The sequence below is a fragment of the Herbidospora galbida genome (assembly GCF_005233835.1).
GTDB lineage: Bacteria > Actinomycetota > Actinomycetes > Streptosporangiales > Streptosporangiaceae > Herbidospora > Herbidospora galbida.
This window is the reverse complement of record NZ_SZQA01000056.1, coordinates 19,370-36,759: the sequence shown is the minus strand read 5'-3', so window position 1 is coordinate 36,759 and position 17,390 is coordinate 19,370. Positions and strand designations below refer to the sequence as shown.

Here is a 17,390-nt window from a genome sequence, read left to right as displayed (position 1 = left end):
GGGGCCGGCCCGGTCGAGGGCGGCGAGCCCGGCCGCCGCGTCGCCGCTGCCGGCCGCGGGGACGAGCCCGATCCGGGACGTCAGCGGGGCGGTCGCCGTGGCCAGGAGCATCGCGTCGAGCGGGCCGGTCACCTCGTCGCCCGGACAGGTCCGCAGCCGGATGGTGTCCTCGAAGGTGACGAAGTCGAGCAGCCCTCGTTCGGCCTCCTGGACCAGGTAGGTCCAGTAGGCGGCGGTGAACAGGGCGTCCGGGCTCGCGCCCTCGGCACGCCAGGCGGCGGGATGCCACCCGGCGCCGTCGAGGGCGGCGGCCAGATGCAGAGTCATGTGGTCTCCTCGAACGGCTTTTCCTACAGGAATAGTAGGGAATAATTACCTACTTAACAAGTAGGACTTGACGGAAATGTCCATAACATGCTGAGCTTCAGTCATCCCAAAGAGGAGGCACGCCCCCCATGACCACGACCGCGCCGGCCGTCCGGCAAGCCACCGGGTCGAAGGTGGCGCCCACCCGGCATCCGTTCCGGTGGCTGGCCGCCGCCGGGGTGGTGATGCTGCTCGCCATGGCCGCCAACTCGCTGGTCACCAACCCTGCCTGGGAGTGGGAGGTGGTCGGCCAGTACCTCTTCGCGCCCTCGGTGCTCCGCGCGGTGCTGCTCACGCTGGAGCTGACCGCCCTCGGCACCGTCTTCGGCTTCGCGCTCGGCGGGGTGCTCGCGGTGATGCGGCTGTCGCCCAACCCGCTGCTGTCGTCGGTCGCCTGGGGGTACGTCTGGGTGTTCCGGGCCGTGCCGCTGATCCTGCAGCTGCTGTTCTGGTACAACCTGGCGCTGCTCTATCCGCGCCTGTCGTTCGGGATCCCGTTCGGGCCCTCGTTCTTCTCGGTCGGCACGATGGACCTGATCGGGCCGGTCACCGCCGCCGCGCTCGGGCTGGCGCTGCACCAGGCCGCCTACGCCGCCGAGATCGTGCGCGGCGGGCTGCTCGCGGTCGACCCGGGCCAGCGGGAGGCCGCCGCCGCGCTGGGCATCCGCCGGGTGCGGCGGTTCTTCCGGATCATCCTGCCGCAGGCCATGCGGAGCATCGTCCCGAACGCCGGCAACGAGATCATCGGCCTGGTCAAGGGCACCTCGGTGGTCTACATCATGGCCCTGCCCGAGCTCTTCTACCAGGTCCAGGTCATCTACATGCGCAACGGCCGGGTGGTCGCGCTGCTGCTGGTCGCCGCCATCTGGTACCTCGCGCTGACCACGGTCATGTCGGTGGTCCAGCACTACATCGAACGCCACTACGGACGAGGCCGGTCATGATCGAGATCGACGGGGTGCACAAGAGCTTCGGCGCCCTGCGCGTGCTGCGCGGCGTCAGCCTGAAGGTCGCCCCCGGGGAGGTCGCCGTCGTCCTGGGCCCGTCGGGGTCGGGCAAGTCGACACTGCTGCGCACCATCAACCACCTGGAGAAGGTCGACGCCGGCACGGTCGCCGTCGACGGCGAGCTCGTCGGCTACCGGCGCTCCGGCGACGTGCTGCACGAGCTGCCCGAACGGGAGATCCTCCGGCAGCGTACGAAGATCGGCTTCGTCTTCCAGAACTTCAACCTGTTCCCCCATCTGACCGTACGGGAGAACGTCGCCGAGGCCCCCCTCTCGGCCCAGCGCCGCCCGAAGGCCGAGGTCGCCGAGACCGTGAACCGCCTGCTCCTGCGGGTGGGCCTGTCCGACAAGGCCGACGCCTACCCGGGCACGCTGTCCGGCGGCCAGCGCCAGCGCGTCGCCATCGCCCGCGCCCTGGCCCTCGACCCCAAGGTCGTGCTGTTCGACGAGCCCACCTCCGCCCTCGACCCCGAACTGGTCGGCGAGGTCCTCGACGTCATGCGCGACCTGGCGAAATCGGGCACGACCATGGTCGTCGTCACGCACGAGATCGGCTTCGCCCGCGAGGCCGCCGACACCGTCGTCTTCCTCGACGAGGGCCTCGTCGTCGAGCAGGGACCGCCCGACCAGGTCATCGACCACCCCCAGCACGAACGCACCCGCGCGTTCATCAGCCGCGTCCTCTAAGGAGAAACCCCCCATGCGCCGATTCGCCGTGCCCGCAGCCCTTCTGATCTTCCTGGCGGCCTGCGGCGCCGAGCCCGGACCCGAGAACGCCGCCGCGCCACCCGCGACGGCGGCCGGGTCGGCCGCCCCGTCCGGCGGCGCCGTCAACACCAGCCCCGACCAGCAGCGCATCCGCGCCCAGAAGGTCGACGCCATCGCCGCGCAGGTGCCCCCGGCCATCGCCGCCGACGGCAAGCTGCTCGTCGGGCACAGCGGCGAGGGCGCGCCGCCGCTCGGGTTCCTGGCCGACGACGACCTCACCTACATCGGCGTCGAGACCGACCTCGCCCAGCTCGTCGCCGACGTGCTCGGCCTGGAGTACGCCAGCGAGATCAGCTCCTGGGAGAACCTCTTCGTCGGCGCCAAGTCGGGCAAGCTGGAGGCGGTCTTCAACAACGTGACCGTCACCGAGGAACGCAAGGACATCTACGACTTCGCGACCTACCGCGTCGACCAGCTCGCCTGGCAGGTGGCCGCGAACAGCCCGATCGCCGCCATCGCCAAGCCCGCCGACATCGCCGGGCTGAAGGTCTCGGTCGGGTCGGGCACCAACCAGGAGAAGATCCTGCTCGACTGGGACGAGCAGAACAAGGACGCCGGTCTCAAGCCCGCCGAGATCTCCTACTACAACCTCTACGGCGACGCCCTGCTCGCCCTGAAGTCGGGCCGCATCCAGGCCTACTTCGGCCCGAACCCGAGCATCGCCTACAACGTCGCCGTCGGTGCGGACACGAAGATCGTCGGCACCGCCTCCGGCGCCGGGCCCGACCTCCAGGGCCTCATCGCCGCCATGACCCTGAAGGACAACGGCCTGGTCAAGCCGCTCAACGAGGCCCTCAACACGGTCATCAAGGACGGCAGCTACCAGAAGGTGCTCGACCGCTGGGGCCTGGGCAACGAGGCCATCCCCGAGTCGCGGATCAACCCGCCCGGCCTGCCGCTGCAGGAGGGCTGATGGCGCACGTACTCGACAACCCCGGCTGGGCGGCGCTGACCGGCCCGCACGCCCACCTCGCCGAGGTGCGGGGCGGGGTGCGCCGCTACCAGCCGGACGTGTCGGTCTTCCTCGGGGTCCCCGGCGACCCGAACCCCGAGGAGTGGGCGGCCATCGCCTCCTTCGCCGGCCCCGGCGGCACCATCAGCCTGACCTTCGACGCGCCCCTGCCGGACGGCTGGGAGATCGTGCAGAACATCGACGGAGTGCAGCTCGACGGCAGCGCCGTGTGGGGCCAACCCTTCGACGAGGCGGTCGTGCTCACCCCCGACGACGTGCCCGACATGCTCGACCTGGTGGCCCGCACCGAACCGGGGCCGTTCCTGCCCCGGACCATCGAGATGGGCACCTACCTGGGCGTCCGCCACGAGGGCAAGCTCGTCGCGATGGCGGGGGAGCGGCTGCACCCGCCCGGCTGGACCGAGATCAGCGCGGTCTGCACCGACGCCTCGTTCCGCGGGCAGGGGCTGGCCACCCGGCTGGTCCTCGGGGTGGCGGCCGGCATCCGGGCGCGCGGCGAGACCCCGTTCATGCACGCCTCGGCGTCGAACGTCAACGCCATCCGCCTGTACGAGAAGCTCGGCTTCACCCTCCGGGCGCGGCGGCTGTTCCGCCAGGTCCGGGTGCCGGCCGGCTGAACAGCGCGTCCACCGCCCGCACCGCGGTCTCCAGCCGCCGGGCGGGCGGGCCGGACACGACCAGGTGTGGCATCCCGCGCGCGGCCAGCAGCTCCCGGAAGCGCGCGTCCATGGCGTGCCGGAGGTGCTCGCCGTCGCGCCAGCCGTCCTGTTCGAAGGGGACGCCCTCGACGCTGGTGTGGATCCACAGGTCGTGCCGGGCGCGGTCGGCGATCCGCCACACCTCGTCGGTCGTGGTCCCGGCGTACCGTTCCTGCCACAGGGCGGTGGCGAAGGGGTCGGTGTCGCAGAACAGCACCGGCGAACCCACCCGCGCGGCGGCGTCCTCCCAGGCGAGCTGGCGTTCGGCGACGACGGTGAACTCCTCGGGGCGCCACCGGAGGTCGTCCATCCACGGTTCCGGCTCGCCGGCGAGTTTGGCCGCCCGTCGGGCCAGGGCCAGCTTCTCCTCGCAGTAGGTGCGGCCGTATTCGGGCACCCAGCGGGTGGCCGCCCAGACGCCGCCGCGCGCGGCGTAGTGGGCGGTCAGCGCGCGGGTCAGCGTGGTCGTGCCGGTCGACTCCGCGCCGACGACGACCACGCGCCGGGCCAGGTGGGCCCGGACCGCCGGGCTCAGCCACGGCCACGCCGCGACCGGATCCTCTCTGGCCAGCGTCCCGCTGACCGGGTGCCGCTCCCGGGCCGGGTCGACCGGCACGTGCACGGCGCCGAAGCGGCGGGCCAGTTCGTCGCCGTAGTCCTCGGAGCTGAACACCGCGTCGACCGCCACGCCGGGGCCGTGCGCCAGGGCGAGGGCGAACCGGAAGACGTCCACGTGGGCGGTCCAGATCTCCGGGTCGTCGTAGTCGATCGCGATGTCGTCCACGACCGGCGCTATCACCACGTTGGGCTGGGGGTGCGCCTCGCGCAGCCAGGCCGCGCGGTCGGCGAGCGGGATCGTCTCCACCGCGTTGGCCGCCACGACCACCGTGACCAGCTCACACCGCTCCGCCGCGGTGTCGATGAGGTGGTGGTGGCCGGCGTGCGGCGGATAGAACTTCCCGATGACGAGTCCGTGCGCGTAGCTCACCGGGCCACCGCCACCGGCCGCCAGGCCCGCAGCCCCATGACGCACAGCGCCAGGAACAGCACGTAGAGGGCGCTGGTCAGATACAGGTTCTTGTACGCGTACAGCGGGATGTACACCACATCGGCGGCGATCCACAGCCACCACGACTCCACCCGCTTGCGCGTCTGGCCGTAGGTCGCCATCAGCGACAACGACGTGGTCAGCGCGTCCCAGAACGGCACCGACGAGTCGGTGTAGGCCGACAGCGCCGCCGTCAGCAGGGCCGTCGCCGTCACCCCGGCGAGCCCCAGCCAGACCCATTCGGCCGCGCCGGTCCGGGAGACCCGCAGGGCGGTCCGGTCCGCGCCGCCGTAGGCCCACTGCCACCAGCCGTACAGGCCGAGCACGACGTAGACGATCTGCAGGGCCGCGTCCGCGTACAGCCCCGCGGTCAGGAAGACCAGGCCGAGCAGGATGACGTTGGCCACCCCGAGCGGCCAGTTCCAGATGTTCTGCCGGGCCACCATCCAGACGGTCAGCAGGCCGGTGGCGAATCCGAGAAGTTCCGCCCAGCTCGTCGGCACCCCGCCCAGGGTGAAGGCGGGTTCGAGTAACGGTCCGAGCAGATCGGTCATAGCGCCCAAACACTCCTCATCGTCGCGAGGACGATATCAATTCGGCCCGCCGAATCGGAGTGCGGGCCGCCACGGCCCCGGACCGGGACCGTGGCGGGTTCCGCCGGATCAGGCGTTCGCGCAGATGGCGAACACGCTGATGCCGACGGTGGAGTTGCCGGTCTGGCGGCCGAGGCCGATCCAGCCGTTGCCGGACGGAGTGGGGAACGACCCCACCAGGATCGCCTCGTTGCCCTGGGCCTCGGCGCCGCCGCCGATCACCCGCTTGCCCGCCGGGCAGGTGACGGTGCGCCGCTGGAAGTTCGGCACGTTGGCGTTGGGCAGCGTGACGACCTGGTAGCCGTCGACGGCCGCCGGGGCCGAGACCGGCGTCGACGTGGCGCCGGCCGGGGTGGCGAAGGACAGGCATGCTCCCGCCGCGAGGACGGCGAAGGGGATGCTCAGGTAGCGCATCGATACTCCTATAGAGAGGGTTCCGGGGGGAGCGCGTCGAGTATCCAGCCGCTCACGCCGCGTGTCCAAGATCGACACGACGGAAAACCGTTGGCCTCCCGTTCACCCACTGCGAAACCATGGTGGCGGAGCGAATTGGGGGATCCACTTCATGACGGAATCAGGTGACACACCAGAGCCACCGAAATCAGCCGTACGACTCGTACTCCGCTACTACTTAACGCAACTGCGCCTCAAGTGGCCCATCGCCACACCCGCCCTGTTCCTGCCGGCACTGGGCAACATCTGTCTCTTCTACCTGGCCCCGCTCGTGGTGGCCTCCCTGGTCGGCCGCCTTGCCGCCGGGGAGAGCGAGGCCGGCACGCTCATCCCGTACGTCCTCGGGTTCGGCGCGGTCCTGCTGCTCGGCGAGATCATCTGGCGGGGCGGGCTCCACTTCCTCAACCGCATCGACGCGCGCGGGATGGAGGACCTCGGCGTCATCGGCATGGACGAACTGCTGGCCAAGGACGCGGCGTTCTTCCATGACAACTTCGCCGGATCGCTCACCAAGCGGGTGCTCGCCTTCTCCCGCTCGTTCGAGTCCTTCGTCGACACCCTGGTCTTCGGGATCATCGCCAAGCTGCTGCCGCTGATCTTCGCCTCGGTCGTGCTGTGGCAGTACCACCCGATCCTGGTGGTGGTGCTGGTCAGCCTGATCGTCGTCACCGGTTTCGTGGTGTCGCCGTTGATCGTGCGCCGCCAGCGGCTCGTCAACATCCGGGAGGCGGCCAGCGTCCGGATGTCGGGGCACGTCGCGGACGTCCTGTCGAACATGGACACGGTCCGCGCCTTCGCGGCCGAGGGCCGGGAGGCCGCCGAGACCCGGCTGCGGCTGGCCGAGGTGCGCCGGGCCCAGCTGCGATCGTGGGACTACGGCAACATGCGCGTCGACGTGGTCGTCGCGCCGATGTCGATCATCACCAGCACGGCCGGCGTGCTCCTCGCCGTGGTGCTGCGCGGCGGTCTCGGCATCGAGGCGCTCATGGTGACCTTCACCTACTACGCGCACGCCACCGGCATCATGTTCGAGTTCAACCAGGTCTACCGCCGGATGGAGAGCGTGCTCACCGAGGCGGGGCAGTTCACCGAGCTGCTGCTCGAACCGCCGAAGGTGGTCGACCATCCGCAGCCGCAACCGCTGCGGGCGGCCGACGCGGGAGTGCGGTTCGAACGGGTCGTCTTCGCCCACGAGAGCAACCCGCCGCTGTTCGACGGGCTCGACCTCGACGTGCCGGCCGGCACGAAGATCGGGCTGGTCGGCCGGTCGGGCGGCGGCAAGACCACGCTCACCCGGCTGCTGCTGCGGCTGATGGACATCCAGGGCGGCCGGATCCTCGTCGGCGGCCAGGACATCAGCCGGATGAAGCAGGCCGACCTGCGCAGTCTGATCGCCTACGTGCCGCAGGAACCGGCGATGTTCCACCGCACCCTGCGGGAGAACATCGCCTTCGCCCGGCCCGGGGCCACCGAGGCCGAGATCATGGAGGCGGCCCACGCCGCCCACGTGACCGAGTTCGTCGAGGGCCTGCCGATGGGCTTCGACACCCTCGTCGGCGAACGCGGCGTGAAGCTGTCAGGCGGCCAGCGGCAGCGGGTCGCGCTCGCGCGGGCGATCCTTCGCGACGCGCCGATCCTGCTCCTGGACGAGGCCACCAGCGCCCTCGACTCCGAGAGCGAGCTCCTCGTGCAGGAGGCGCTCTGGCGGCTCATGCGCGACCGGACCGCACTGGTGGTCGCCCACCGGCTGAGCACGGTCGTGCGGATGGACCGCCTGGTCGTGCTCGACCGGGGTGAGATCGCCGAACAGGGCTCCCACGCCGAACTGCTGGCGTCCGAGGGCCCCTACTCGCGGCTCTGGCACCACCAGTCGGGCGGCTTCCTCGTCGAGGAGGAGCAGCAGACCGTCAGTTCGGCGAGTGGATCTGGATGAGGTTGCCACAGGTGTCGTCGAACACGGCGGTCGTCACCGGCCCCATGTCCGCCGGCTCCTGGGTGAACCGGACCCCGAGGTCCCGCAGGCGCTCGAACTCCTTGTGGACGTCGGCGACCTCGAACACGACGACGGGGATGCCGTCGGCGACCAGGGCGGCCTTCCACGGCTTGGCGGCCGGATGGGCGTCGGGCTCGATCACGAGCTCGGTCCCGTCCGGCTGCTCGGGCGAGACCACGGTGAGCCAGCGGAACTCGCCCATGGGAATCTCGGTCTTCTTCACGAAGCCGAGGACGTCGGTGTAGAAGGCCAGGCCCTTGTCCTGGTCGTCGACCATGACACTCAGCATGGTGATCTTCATGGCGGCTCCTCTGACGGAATCCACCGCTCGGCGATCTGCCGCAGCGGTGCTGGATCGATGAAATGGAACTTGTACCGGCCCTCCCGGCGGGTCTCGACGAGCCCGGCCGTCTCCAGCACGTCGAGGTGCTGCGAGATGGCCTGTCTCGACGAGGCCAGCTGGTGTTTGGCGGCCAGGCGGGAGCAGATCTCGAACAGCGTCTGACCGTCGCGTTCGGTCAGCGCGTCGAGGATCTTCCTGCGGGTGGGGTCGGCGAGGGCTTTGAAGATGTCACCCACCCGCAGGAGTATAGGCAAGTCGCTACTTGCCTATCAAGGCGACGACGATCCGGACCCGCCTCCCGGCGACGCTCAGCGGATACTCGCCGACCGTCGTCCACCGCCGGTCGAGCCGCTGACCCTCACCCAGAATGGCGACCAGCCTGCCGGCCTCCGGCCAGCGCTTCGACAGGTCCTCGGCGACCGGAAGGCGGACACCCCAGGGAGGATTGGCCAGAATCCGGTCGGGCTTTCCGGCTCCTGTACGCCATGCGATGGCCGGATCGTTGAGGCGCGCGGCCCGGATGGCCACCGGGTCGATGTCGTCGCCCCGATAGCTCGCGCCGGGTTCCAGGTGCTTGGCCTCGATGAGCAGCGTCCCGGCTCCGCAACACGGATCGAACACCACATGACCAGGTCGGATGTCGGCCAGCCGGGCCATCGCGGCGGCGACCGGCGGGTGCAGGCTGCCGACCACCGTGGCCTTCCGCCAGGCGCGGCGGTGCAGCGGGACGGCGTGGGGCCGCACCCCCAGCCACATCGCCTTGCCGTCGAGGGTCACCCGCAGATCGGCGGTCCCCGGCGGCGGGGGAGCGCCGTGGCGGCGGGAGAAGTAGGGCACGCCGAGCCGCGCGCCGACGGCGTCCTCGATGTCGTACCGGCTGAAGTTCCGGGCGCCGGTGAACGACGCGGTGACGCTGATGGGGGAGTCCGGCGCGAGGTGGGCGGTGAGACGGGCGACGGCCTGCCACAGGCCGGCCTTGGTACGGCCCGGATCGGGGACCGACGCGTGGACGGCGAACAGGTCGTCGGCCAGACGGGTCACGATCGGCCCGGCGGCCTCGACGACGAGCTGCCGTTTGGTGACGTCGACGACGCGGTGACCGGCTTCGGTGATCTCGGCGGCGGTCAGGTCTTCCAGGCCGGTGACGGTACGGACGAGGAACTCTGAGGGCATGACGTAGCTCCGGGTCGGCGCCCGGGAACGGCAGAATGGCCGGTTCCCGCTTCGCCAGCCGCGGGCTGAGCCTCAGAGTGGCCGGCGGAGTGCTAGCCGACTCGGAAGAACGTCGTGAACATGTCGAGGATGGTGCCATGGCTCCCCGGTCAGGAGCGACGGGTTTTCGCCTGCGTCTCGGGGCCGGCCAGGATCCGCGCGAAGGACTCCGGGGTCACGATCGGGATGCCGTAGGCGCGCGCGACCAGCAGGCGGACTTCTTCGTGATGTTCCCGTGGGGCACCATCGTCGCCTGCCAGCGCGCGGCGGGCCGGGGAGATGGTGGGCCGATTCGCGCATCGTACAGACCCGGCTCGAATTCCGACCGGAGGAAATCCCAGTCGAAGCGCAGGTTGCGAAGGTCGGGGCGTGCCCGATGTCGGCCGAGGTGAGGTCGTGGATGTGCTGGGGGCACAGGTCGCGCTTCGGGGTTGACCAGGGTTGTCCGTTCGCCGGTTATGTCGCCATTTGTGGCGCGCATATGGCAGAGCGTTTCATGGCCGCAGGGTTGGCGAAGCCGTACAGAAAAAGATAGCCGCGCGGCCCTGAGCGGCCGCGCGGCGATTCTTCTGGACGGGTTTACCTGCGGACCCGGCCCCGGCGCCAGGAGCCGCCGTTGCCGACGCTCGCGGTGCCGATGCCGGCCTGGTGGAGGGCGAGCAGGCAGAGCCCGAGTGCGATGAGAGCGGTCAGCCCGATGCCGATGTCGGCGTTGAGCAGGTCGAGCAGGAAGGCGATCCCGAAGACGACCGCCGCGGCGATGGCCAGCATGTGACTTATCCCTTCAGCCGGTCGAACAGGTTGCGGTACTCGCGGAGTGCGAGGCGAAGCTGCTCGGTGTCGTTGGTGCCGGAGTTCTTCCACTGGTCGACCAGCGACTGGCGCTTGGCGGCCAGGGCCGAGACGGCCTCGTCGATCAGCGCGTCGGCCTTCTCGACCGACTCGCGCGGGTCGTCGACGAACGCGGCCTTGATGTCCCGCCAGCGCTCGTCGAAGTCGATGTCGTCGACCGCGCTCGGCGTGGTCGACGGCTCCTCGAGGGTGGTCTCCTCGGCGTCGGCGAGGTCGCCCGCGGTGTCGCGGTGGGCCTCGTCGACGGCGTCGGGCGAGGTGACGGAGGCGCCGCCGGCCACGCCCACGGGGGCGCTCTCGGCGTTGCGGTCGTCGGCGCTCAGGTCGTCGGTGTTGCGCGGCCCCGGGACCAGGTCGGAGGCGACGAGCTTGTCGTCGTTCCGGTAGTCGTCGTCCTGGCGCTCGTCCGCGAGGACGTCGTCTCTGTCGGTCTCGGCCGTCTTGTCACGGTCGTAAGGGTTGTACGTGGTCATCAGTGATCGGCCTCCTTGCGGGGAGAGTGGGCGTGCACGTCGTCGTCGAGAAGCTCGTCGAACAGGGCGCGGTAGTGGACCATGGCCTGGCGGAGGTCCTCGGTGGTGGCCTCCTGCCGGGCGGCCCGGCCGCTGATCTCGTGGGCCTGGCGGTAGCGGTCGAGGGTCCCGGCGTGCCCGACCGACAGGACGTTCACGCGCTCCTCGAACTCGTCCGTCGGGTAGCCGCGGTCGGCCATGACGGCGGTGACCAGGGCGTCCGCCTCGGTGACGGCGAAACTCGGCGCGTCGACGAACCGCTCCTGCACCTCCCGCCACTTCTTCGCGTACGTGTCCCGGGCCTCGGCGTCGAGGGGTCGGATGTCGAGGTCGGCGTAGCGGGCCTCACGGGCCAGCAGCTCCTGCTCGGCGTCCCTGCGGTTGTCGGCGTCCTGGACGACGCGGTCGTATTCGGGGCCGAATCGGTCCTGCAGGTGGCGCCGCCGGCTCTGGCCCGCCACGACGTACCCGATGGCTCCCAGCGCCACGACGACGGCTACGACCACGACCACCCATGCGATGGCGCTCATGTCTGCCTCCGGCTGTCTGCTTGTCTTCGACACTCCGGACTGCCCGTGAAATGCGGGCGTAACCCATGAACTGCCGGGTAGGCGGCATCCTTATGGGATTTGGAGCCAGTTTGGCTTTCGTGGTGGTAGGGGCGGTGCTGGCGTTCGCCGTGAAATGGGAGGCGCCCGGCTTCGACCTTCAGGCGATCGGCTGGATCATGATGTGCGTCGGCGTGGTCAGCGGCGTGGTGACCACGCTCCTCGCCCGCCGGCGGCAGTCATCTGATCAGATGGTCGAGAACGACCTGGTGAACACGGTCGACATGCGGGACAAGACGCTCTAGTCGAGCTTCTCCTGAGCCGACCGGAGGACCCGCGCGATGTGCGAGCCCTCGGGCGCCTCGATCTCGTGGAAGCCCTGATCCTGGTCGTAGGCGATGTCGAGGCCGTTGTCGACGAGCCTCCTGGCCCACCGCAGGGCCGTGTTGATCTTCTCTTTCGGTACGGCCCGGCCCTGGGCGGCGGCCGAGAGATTCCGCAGGTTGGTGGCGGGGCCGGACTGGGAGTGGAGCCTGGCCAGCTTCCAGGGGATGGCGGCCGAATGGTCGGTCATGGGCTTCGAGAGGCCCGCCGAGCGCTTGGCCTGGAGGATGCCCGACTCGGTGACGCCGAAGTGGGCCGCCAGGTCGGCGTTGGACCAACCCCTGGCGGAGAGCCTCGCCAGTTCCTCGTGATCGACCTGTGGGCGCCTTCCCATGATCGCCACACTACGCGTCGGTGCACGCGGGGCGCGAATCTGCGCTAAGGTTGTTCCGTGCCTGAGGGGCACGAAGCAGTGAACGGGACGTAGCGCAGCTTGGTAGCGCACTTGACTGGGGGTCAAGGGGTCGCAGGTTCAAATCCTGTCGTCCCGACCAGTGTATTGGCTGGTCGTAAGGGGTTTCGGAGTCAATCCGAGGCCCCTTTCCCGATCTTCGGGAGCCAAACGGGGAGCCAGTGGGCTACGCGGACGTGGTCCGCTTTTTAAAGATCTTGTCCATGGCCTCGGCGCCCTTTGTCAGGGCGGGCCTGATCTCGTGTCGGTAGACGGTCTCGGTCACGTGCGTACTTCCGTGGCCTACCAGGCCGCTGATGTCCTCCAATCGAACGTCATGGGCGCTGAGGATGGAGACGAAGCTGTGCCGTAACTCTCGCGGCGTCCAGTCGTCTCCCAGTCCCGCACGCTTGGTGATCTTCTGGAACTCCCGCAGGACTGTCCAGCGGTCGAGGGGTGTTCCACTGCCCCGGCAGAAGAGGGTCACGATGGCCTTCACCGACGGCGCTCCTGATCAGGGCGGCGCGTACTTAGCTCGGCGATTCCGGTGATCACTGGCATGAAGGTTCGCAGGAGCTCGACCAAGGCGTGGCAGCTGGGCGGCGGTGTGGAGGGTGAGGGCCCAGCCGTCCATGGATGTCCGAAGAGCCCAGCTCTATCGAGATGCAGGACAGGTGGGCCGGTAGGGCACGTCGGGCATGTACTGCCGCCATTCCTGTGGGGTGAATCCACGGACCGCAATGACGCACACGGCGGCAGGAAGATCGTACGGGAGCGCGACGTCCCAGATCCGCAACGTTTCGTCGTAGCCGCTGCTGGCCAGGCGAGTGCCGTCCGGGGAGAACGCCACCGACCACACGATGTCAGCGTGGCCGGTGAAAGGTGTGTCGATGGGGGTGCCGGTGCGCGGATCCCAGATCCGCACCGTCTTGTCATCGCCGCTGCTGGCCAGGCGAGTGCCGTCCGGGGAGAACGCCACCGAGGACACGAAGCCCTCGTGGCCGGTGAGGGGTTTGCCGATGGGGGTGCCGGTGCGCGGATCCCACAATCGCACCGTCTCGTCGTCACTGCCAGTGGCCAGGCGGGTGCCATCGGGGGAGAACGCCACCGAGAACACGCTGTCGGTGTGGCCGGTGAGGGGTGCGCCGATGGGGGTGCCGGTGTCCGGGTTCCACAATCGCACCGTCTCGTCGGTGCTGCCGCTGGCCAGGCGTGTGCCATCGGGGGAGAACGCCACTGATGACACGCTGCCCTCGTGGCCGGTGAGGGGTGCGCCGATGGGGGCGCCGGTGTGTATATCCCAGATCCGCACCGTCTCGTCGGCGCTGCTGCTGGCCAGGCGGGTGCCGTCGGGCGAGAACGCCACCGAGAACACGCTGTCGGTGTGGCCGGTGAGGGGTGCGCCGATGGGGGGCCGGTGCGCGCATCCCAGATCCGCACCGTGTTGTCGGTGCTGCTGGTGGCCAGGCGTGTGCCATCGGGGGAGAACGTCACCGAGGTGACGCTGCCCTCGTGGCCGGTTAGGGGTTCACTGATGAGGGTGCCGGTGCGCGCATCCCAGATCCGCACCGTCTTGTCGGCGCTGCTGCTGGCCAGGCGGGTGCCGTCGGGCGAGAACGCCACTGAGGTCACGCTGCCCTCATGGCCGGTTTTAACGATGAGGGTGCCGGTGCGCGCATCCCACAGCCGCACCGTCTTGTCGGTGCTGCCGCCGGCCAGGCGGGTGCCGTCCGGTGCGAACGCCACCGACCATAGGTTGCCGGTGCTGACGGTGATGGGTGTGCCGATGGGGGTGCCGATGTCCGGATCTCACAATCGCACCGTCTCGTCGAGGTCGCTGCTGGCCAGGCGAGTGCTGTTCGGGGAGAACGCCACCGAGAGCACGCTGCCCTCGTGGCCGGTGAGGGGCGTGCCGATGGGGGTGCCGATGTCCGGATCCCACAATCGCACCGTCTCGTCGTCACTGCCGCTGGCCAGGCGGGTGCCATCGGGGGAGAACGCCACCGACCACACGCTGTCGGTGTGGCCGGTGAGGGGCGTGCCGATGGGGGTGCCGGTATCCGGATCCCACAATCGCACCGTCTCGTCGAGGCTGCCGCTGGCCAGGCGGGTGCCATCGGGCGAGAAGCCCACCGATGACACGCTGTCGGTGTGGCCGGTGAGGGGCGTGCCGATGGGGGTGCCGGTATCCGGATCCCACAATCGCACCGTCTCGTCGTCACTGCTGCTGGCCAGGCGGGTGCCATCGGGGGAGAACGCCACCGACCACACGCTGTCGGTGTGGCCGGTGAGGGGCGCGCCGATCGGGGCGCCGGTGCGCGCATCCCAGATCCGCACCGTCTTGTCGGCGCTGCTGCTGGCCAGGCGGGTGCCGTCGGGCGAGAACGCCACCGATGACACGCTGCCCTCGTGGCCGGTGAGAGGTTTGCCGATGGGGGTGGCGGTGCGTGTATCCCAGATCCGCACCGTCTTGTCGGCGCTGCTGCTGGCCAGGCGGGTGCCGTCGGGGGAGAACGCCACCGAGAACACCCTGTCGGTGTGGCCCGTTAGGACTGCCCGTGGAGATCTGGTCAGCAGGGAGGTAATGCTTGCCGAGGCTTCACTGGTCGGGAAGAGCGCATAGGCAGCGGCGGCCAGTCGTGCCGAGGTGGCAGGGTCCTCCGGGACGTCTTGGCTGTAGGCGGCCGCTTGTCGAGACCAGGCTTGAGCGCTGCGGCTGAGTACTTCAGCACGCTGCTGGTCGGCGTCGTGGCCAAAGCGAACTGCGGCCACTGCGGTGATGATCGCGATCACCAGCAGTCCGGCCAGCAGCCCGACCGCCGCCTGCCAGCGACGTCGGGATCGGGCGGCAGCATGCGCGCTGGCAGTCAGGAAGGCGTCGACGGCATCGGATGTGGCCAGTGCGGGTAGCGGCCGGGATCGGCCCTCCAGCGTTCGGCCGCGCTCTGCGCATCCTCCAGGCGAGATCCCCGGTAGAGGAAGGAGGGGTCGCGACCGTGCAGGCCCCACTTGTCGGCGTCCTGGAGGACCTGGCTATGCATGATCCGGTCGGCCTGGTCCTCGGCGAGCCAGGTCCGCAGGCGTGGCCAGGCGGTCAGCAGCACGTCGTGAGCGAGCCCTGCGGTGCCTTCGCCGCTCACCATCAGCCGCCGCTGGATAAAGGCCTCAACCAACGCGTCGACCTGGAGCACCTGCTCAGGAGCCAGGCTGGCGTGCAGTTCGTCGCGGGTCACCGGGCGGCGCACGCACTGACCGTCCGGCAGGACCACCGTCATCCGCTGCATCACCTGCCGGGCGAGGCCGCGCTGGGCCGAGGTGAGTCCGGCGTAGACGGCTTCGGCACTGATCTGGACAGCGTGGGCGATGCCGCCGCCGTCGTCGTAGCCGTGCCGGGTCAGGCGATCGCCTTCGCGTTTCTCCCATGCCGCGCGCATCGCCTGGGCTAGGAGCGGCAGCACCCCTTCTTCTATCTGCGGGGCAGTACCGGCGACCATAGGTCCGTGTGCGCGCAGTTCGTCCAGGATCAGCTCGGCCAGCCCGCCCTCCAGATGCAGGCCCGCGGCGCGGGCGGGGCCGGTGATGGCCTGGCGCAACTGCGGCTCCTCCATCGGCCGGATGGTGAAAGGCCCTGCCTCTAGGGCGTCCTGCAACTGCGGATAGGCGGCGCAGCGATCCCAGAAATCGCCGCGCACACCCAGCACGACCAGCCCGGCGGGCGAGCCGTCGGGGCCTGCGGGGGTGTGTGCGGCGGCGTGCAGCACTGACATGAACGCCTCCCGGCGTTCGTCGCCATCCCCGCCTGTGGCTGTACCGCCTGGTTGGTCTGGGTACAGGGGTCCGGTGGTGTTGGCGCGCAGCGTGAAGATCTCTTCGAACTGGTCGACCACCACGACCAGCCGGGCCCGTTCCGGTTGCTGCACGCTGCGGCCGTGTTCGGACAGATGCCGGATCACTGCCTGGCGCATCACGAGCGGGGCGCAGTCCGGGTCGGTGGCCAGCGTGTCGGCCAGTTCCGCCGCATCCAGGCCGGCTATGGCGGCCAGATGGACCGCCAGTTCCGTCAGCGGGTCGGCGGTCGGGGTCATGACCAGCCGCGGCCAGTGCGCCGCCTCAGGCACCCCGGGCATCAGGCCGCGAGCTACCCGGTGGAGCAGTCCGGCGCGCAGTAGCGAGGACTTGCCGGCGCCGGAGGGGCCGGTGACCACCAGCATGCCTGGCCCGTCGAGGCGTTCGGCCAGCGTCGCGGTCAGCTTCGCGCTGGCCGCGCCCCGGCCGTGGAAGATCTCGCTGTCGTCCTCGTTGAAGGTCACCAGTCCCGGATACGGGCACTCGCCGATCCAGCGGGGAGAGGCCTTGCCGGCGTTCGCGGTGTTCTTGCCGCGGCGGGGCCGGGTCTGAGCGCGGATGGCGGTCACCTCGTCGCGGATGATCGTCATCTGCGCCGAAAGGCGACGGTGCTCGGCGTCCTGATGCCGCAGCGTCCGCTGGATGTCTACCGCCGCGTCCTCCAGGCCGGTCAGCAGGAAGGCGAACTCGGCGAAATCCTGCTCCACCTCGGCGAACGCTGTGATCAGGTAGGCGTACAGCCGCTGCTCGCCGAGTTCCAGCGCCTGGGTGAGGGCGGCCTCGGCCGCCCCGGCCCGCGCCAGCACTGCGGCGATCTCCTCGCGGAGCTGGACGGCTTGTTCATCGCCGCGCTCCAGCACCTTCTCGATGCCAGCGGCAAGCTCTCGCTCGACCTCCTCCACGGAGGGAAGATCGCCGGTGGCGCCACGCCAGCGGTCGACGCCACGAACGATCATCTCGCTCAGGATGTTGGTGCCCAGCCCGGCCAGCGCGCCCACTCCCACCTCGGCCGCACCGACTAGGGTCACCCCGGCGGCGGCCAACGCCACCGGCGCCAACGCGGCGGCGCTCAGCCCGGCCAGCACCACAACCGGAGTAGCGCGAGCAGCTTGAGCCGCACCACGACGCACCTGGTGAGCGGTCAGCCGAACCCCGTCGGCGCCCAGTTGTAACTGGTGGGCGCCGAAGTGCACCCACCCTTGAACTCCCCGGCGCATCTGCTCGGCGACACCGGCAGGCAAGGCGAGACCGCCGAAATCGGCGTCCTTGCTCCCATCCCGGGAACCGGGAGTCGAAGTCATCGCGACATCCCCGCCCGGGGTCGGCGAACACAACAACGCACTACGGGGATATCCCCGGCCGCCCCGCACCCGTTACGAGCCAGTCGCGACCGATATCCCACTC

Annotated in this window: 20 protein-coding genes, 1 tRNA gene and 2 pseudogenes; 7 read left to right on the top strand and 16 right to left on the bottom strand. The window is 69.9% G+C overall.

All coding sequences use genetic code 11. The features are described 5' to 3' along the window. A pseudogene (locus tag FDA94_RS35660) lies at positions 1 to 327 on the bottom strand (LLM class flavin-dependent oxidoreductase); the annotation flags it as partial. Between the two features lie 128 nt (positions 328 to 455). Here FDA94_RS35660 and FDA94_RS35655 point away from each other — a divergent pair. Genes FDA94_RS35655 through FDA94_RS35640 form a run of 4 tightly spaced genes read left to right on the top strand, consistent with a single transcriptional unit; the run spans position 456 to position 3,730 of the window. After that, positions 456 to 1,310 carry an amino acid ABC transporter permease gene (locus FDA94_RS35655; protein WP_137251445.1) on the top strand — a complete coding sequence of 285 codons (855 nt, stop codon included), beginning with the start codon at positions 456 to 458 and terminating at the stop codon, positions 1,308 to 1,310. Then, positions 1,307 to 2,059, top strand: coding sequence for an amino acid ABC transporter ATP-binding protein (locus FDA94_RS35650; RefSeq protein ID WP_137251444.1), 753 nt, complete (start codon positions 1,307 to 1,309; stop codon positions 2,057 to 2,059). Before FDA94_RS35655 ends, FDA94_RS35650 begins: the two co-directional genes overlap by 4 nt. A gap of 13 nt (positions 2,060 to 2,072) precedes the next feature. Further along, entirely contained in the window at positions 2,073 to 3,053 is a 981-nt protein-coding gene (locus tag FDA94_RS35645) for a transporter substrate-binding domain-containing protein (protein ID WP_137251443.1), read from the top strand. After that, complete coding sequence (locus tag FDA94_RS35640) at positions 3,053 to 3,730, top strand: GNAT family N-acetyltransferase (RefSeq protein WP_137251442.1); 678 nt, start codon at positions 3,053 to 3,055, stop codon at positions 3,728 to 3,730. Before FDA94_RS35645 ends, FDA94_RS35640 begins: the two co-directional genes overlap by 1 nt. Here FDA94_RS35640 and FDA94_RS35635 read toward each other — a convergent pair. The 3 genes from FDA94_RS35635 to FDA94_RS35625 form a co-directional block, all read right to left on the bottom strand. After that, positions 3,678 to 4,799 (bottom strand): AAA family ATPase, encoded by a 1,122-nt coding sequence (locus tag FDA94_RS35635; protein ID WP_137251441.1) that lies wholly within the window; start codon positions 4,797 to 4,799, stop codon positions 3,678 to 3,680. The genes FDA94_RS35640 and FDA94_RS35635 overlap by 53 nt on opposite strands. Next, positions 4,796 to 5,413, bottom strand: a complete 618-nt coding sequence (gene pnuC / locus FDA94_RS35630; RefSeq protein ID WP_137251440.1) for a nicotinamide riboside transporter PnuC — start codon at positions 5,411 to 5,413, stop codon at positions 4,796 to 4,798. Before pnuC ends, FDA94_RS35635 begins: the two co-directional genes overlap by 4 nt. A 108-nt stretch (positions 5,414 to 5,521) precedes the next feature. Then, complete coding sequence (locus FDA94_RS35625) at positions 5,522 to 5,866, bottom strand: hypothetical protein (protein WP_137251439.1); 345 nt, start codon at positions 5,864 to 5,866, stop codon at positions 5,522 to 5,524. A gap of 151 nt (positions 5,867 to 6,017) precedes the next feature. Between FDA94_RS35625 and FDA94_RS35620 the strand changes: the two genes are divergently transcribed. Then, positions 6,018 to 7,838: an ABC transporter ATP-binding protein gene (locus FDA94_RS35620; RefSeq protein WP_137251438.1), complete on the top strand. Its 1,821-nt coding sequence runs from the start codon at positions 6,018 to 6,020 to the stop codon at positions 7,836 to 7,838. Here the strand turns inward: FDA94_RS35620 and FDA94_RS35615 are convergent. From FDA94_RS35615 to FDA94_RS35590, 6 genes are all read right to left on the bottom strand, one after another. Continuing rightward, positions 7,813 to 8,199: a VOC family protein gene (locus tag FDA94_RS35615; RefSeq protein ID WP_137251437.1), complete on the bottom strand. Its 387-nt coding sequence runs from the start codon at positions 8,197 to 8,199 to the stop codon at positions 7,813 to 7,815. The two genes, FDA94_RS35620 and FDA94_RS35615, sit on opposite strands and share 26 nt — an antisense overlap. Beyond that, positions 8,196 to 8,477, bottom strand: a complete 282-nt coding sequence (locus FDA94_RS35610) for an ArsR/SmtB family transcription factor (RefSeq protein ID WP_170991266.1) — start codon at positions 8,475 to 8,477, stop codon at positions 8,196 to 8,198. Before FDA94_RS35610 ends, FDA94_RS35615 begins: the two co-directional genes overlap by 4 nt. A 22-nt stretch (positions 8,478 to 8,499) precedes the next feature. Beyond that, positions 8,500 to 9,414 carry an N-6 DNA methylase gene (locus FDA94_RS35605; RefSeq protein ID WP_137251436.1) on the bottom strand — a complete coding sequence of 305 codons (915 nt, stop codon included), beginning with the start codon at positions 9,412 to 9,414 and terminating at the stop codon, positions 8,500 to 8,502. Between the two features lie 618 nt (positions 9,415 to 10,032). After that, on the bottom strand, positions 10,033 to 10,224 hold the full coding sequence (locus FDA94_RS35600; RefSeq protein WP_030450147.1) for a hypothetical protein: 192 nt from the start codon (positions 10,222 to 10,224) through the stop codon (positions 10,033 to 10,035). Positions 10,225 to 10,229: 5 nt separating this feature from the next. Next, positions 10,230 to 10,778, bottom strand: a complete 549-nt coding sequence (locus FDA94_RS35595; RefSeq protein ID WP_137251435.1) for a hypothetical protein — start codon at positions 10,776 to 10,778, stop codon at positions 10,230 to 10,232. Next, complete coding sequence (locus tag FDA94_RS35590) at positions 10,778 to 11,347, bottom strand: hypothetical protein (protein WP_137251434.1); 570 nt, start codon at positions 11,345 to 11,347, stop codon at positions 10,778 to 10,780. The genes FDA94_RS35595 and FDA94_RS35590 overlap by 1 nt, the downstream gene beginning before the upstream one ends. 65 nt (positions 11,348 to 11,412) lie before the next feature. Between FDA94_RS35590 and FDA94_RS35585 the strand changes: the two genes are divergently transcribed. Beyond that, on the top strand, positions 11,413 to 11,670 hold the full coding sequence (locus FDA94_RS35585; RefSeq protein WP_342778563.1) for a DUF6458 family protein: 258 nt from the start codon (positions 11,413 to 11,415) through the stop codon (positions 11,668 to 11,670). On the opposite strand, the gene FDA94_RS35580 is transcribed toward FDA94_RS35585, so the two are convergent. Continuing rightward, complete coding sequence (locus tag FDA94_RS35580; RefSeq protein ID WP_137251432.1) at positions 11,667 to 12,083, bottom strand: hypothetical protein; 417 nt, start codon at positions 12,081 to 12,083, stop codon at positions 11,667 to 11,669. The genes FDA94_RS35585 and FDA94_RS35580 overlap by 4 nt on opposite strands. Before the next feature lie 83 nt (positions 12,084 to 12,166). Between FDA94_RS35580 and FDA94_RS35575 the strand changes: the two genes are divergently transcribed. Next, a tRNA-Pro gene (locus tag FDA94_RS35575) sits at positions 12,167 to 12,243 on the top strand. A gap of 84 nt (positions 12,244 to 12,327) precedes the next feature. On the opposite strand, the gene FDA94_RS35570 is transcribed toward FDA94_RS35575, so the two are convergent. The 5 genes and pseudogenes from FDA94_RS35570 to FDA94_RS39620 form a co-directional block, all read right to left on the bottom strand. Next, positions 12,328 to 12,639 carry a tyrosine-type recombinase/integrase gene (locus FDA94_RS35570; protein WP_137251431.1) on the bottom strand — a complete coding sequence of 104 codons (312 nt, stop codon included), beginning with the start codon at positions 12,637 to 12,639 and terminating at the stop codon, positions 12,328 to 12,330. 156 nt (positions 12,640 to 12,795) lie between these two features. Beyond that, on the bottom strand, positions 12,796 to 13,515 hold the full coding sequence (locus FDA94_RS35565) for a WD40 repeat domain-containing protein (RefSeq protein ID WP_137251430.1): 720 nt from the start codon (positions 13,513 to 13,515) through the stop codon (positions 12,796 to 12,798). Between the two features lie 95 nt (positions 13,516 to 13,610). After that, positions 13,611 to 13,886: pseudogene (locus FDA94_RS40860) on the bottom strand (WD40 repeat domain-containing protein); the annotation flags it as partial. Positions 13,887 to 13,949: 63 nt separating this feature from the next. Further along, on the bottom strand, positions 13,950 to 14,933 hold the full coding sequence (locus tag FDA94_RS35555; protein ID WP_170991265.1) for a WD40 repeat domain-containing protein: 984 nt from the start codon (positions 14,931 to 14,933) through the stop codon (positions 13,950 to 13,952). A gap of 74 nt (positions 14,934 to 15,007) precedes the next feature. Continuing rightward, a complete protein-coding gene (locus FDA94_RS39620) occupies positions 15,008 to 17,287 on the bottom strand; it encodes an ATP-binding protein (protein ID WP_170991264.1) in 2,280 nt (759 codons plus the stop codon). Between the last annotated feature and the right edge of the window lie 103 nt (positions 17,288 to 17,390).

Bases quoted from the DNA above. Each gene is read 5' to 3' on its own strand.
- FDA94_RS35655 (WP_137251445.1), top strand. From the start codon at position 456: ATGACCACGACCGCGCCGGCCGTCCGGCAAGCCACCGGGTCGAAGGTG.
- FDA94_RS35650 (WP_137251444.1), top strand. From the start codon at position 1,307: ATGATCGAGATCGACGGGGTGCACAAGAGCTTCGGCGCCCTGCGCGTG.
- FDA94_RS35645 (WP_137251443.1), top strand. From the start codon at position 2,073: ATGCGCCGATTCGCCGTGCCCGCAGCCCTTCTGATCTTCCTGGCGGCC.
- FDA94_RS35640 (WP_137251442.1), top strand. From the start codon at position 3,053: ATGGCGCACGTACTCGACAACCCCGGCTGGGCGGCGCTGACCGGCCCG.
- pnuC (WP_137251440.1), bottom strand. From the start codon at position 5,413: ATGACCGATCTGCTCGGACCGTTACTCGAACCCGCCTTCACCCTGGGC.
- FDA94_RS35625 (WP_137251439.1), bottom strand. From the start codon at position 5,866: ATGCGCTACCTGAGCATCCCCTTCGCCGTCCTCGCGGCGGGAGCATGC.
- FDA94_RS35620 (WP_137251438.1), top strand. From the start codon at position 6,018: ATGACGGAATCAGGTGACACACCAGAGCCACCGAAATCAGCCGTACGA.
- FDA94_RS35615 (WP_137251437.1), bottom strand. From the start codon at position 8,199: ATGAAGATCACCATGCTGAGTGTCATGGTCGACGACCAGGACAAGGGC.
- FDA94_RS35605 (WP_137251436.1), bottom strand. From the start codon at position 9,414: ATGCCCTCAGAGTTCCTCGTCCGTACCGTCACCGGCCTGGAAGACCTG.
- FDA94_RS35600 (WP_030450147.1), bottom strand. From the start codon at position 10,224: ATGCTGGCCATCGCCGCGGCGGTCGTCTTCGGGATCGCCTTCCTGCTC.
- FDA94_RS35595 (WP_137251435.1), bottom strand. From the start codon at position 10,778: ATGACCACGTACAACCCTTACGACCGTGACAAGACGGCCGAGACCGAC.
- FDA94_RS35590 (WP_137251434.1), bottom strand. From the start codon at position 11,347: ATGAGCGCCATCGCATGGGTGGTCGTGGTCGTAGCCGTCGTCGTGGCG.
- FDA94_RS35585 (WP_342778563.1), top strand. From the start codon at position 11,413: ATGAACTGCCGGGTAGGCGGCATCCTTATGGGATTTGGAGCCAGTTTG.
- FDA94_RS35580 (WP_137251432.1), bottom strand. From the start codon at position 12,083: ATGGGAAGGCGCCCACAGGTCGATCACGAGGAACTGGCGAGGCTCTCC.
- FDA94_RS39620 (WP_170991264.1), bottom strand. From the start codon at position 17,287: ATGACTTCGACTCCCGGTTCCCGGGATGGGAGCAAGGACGCCGATTTC.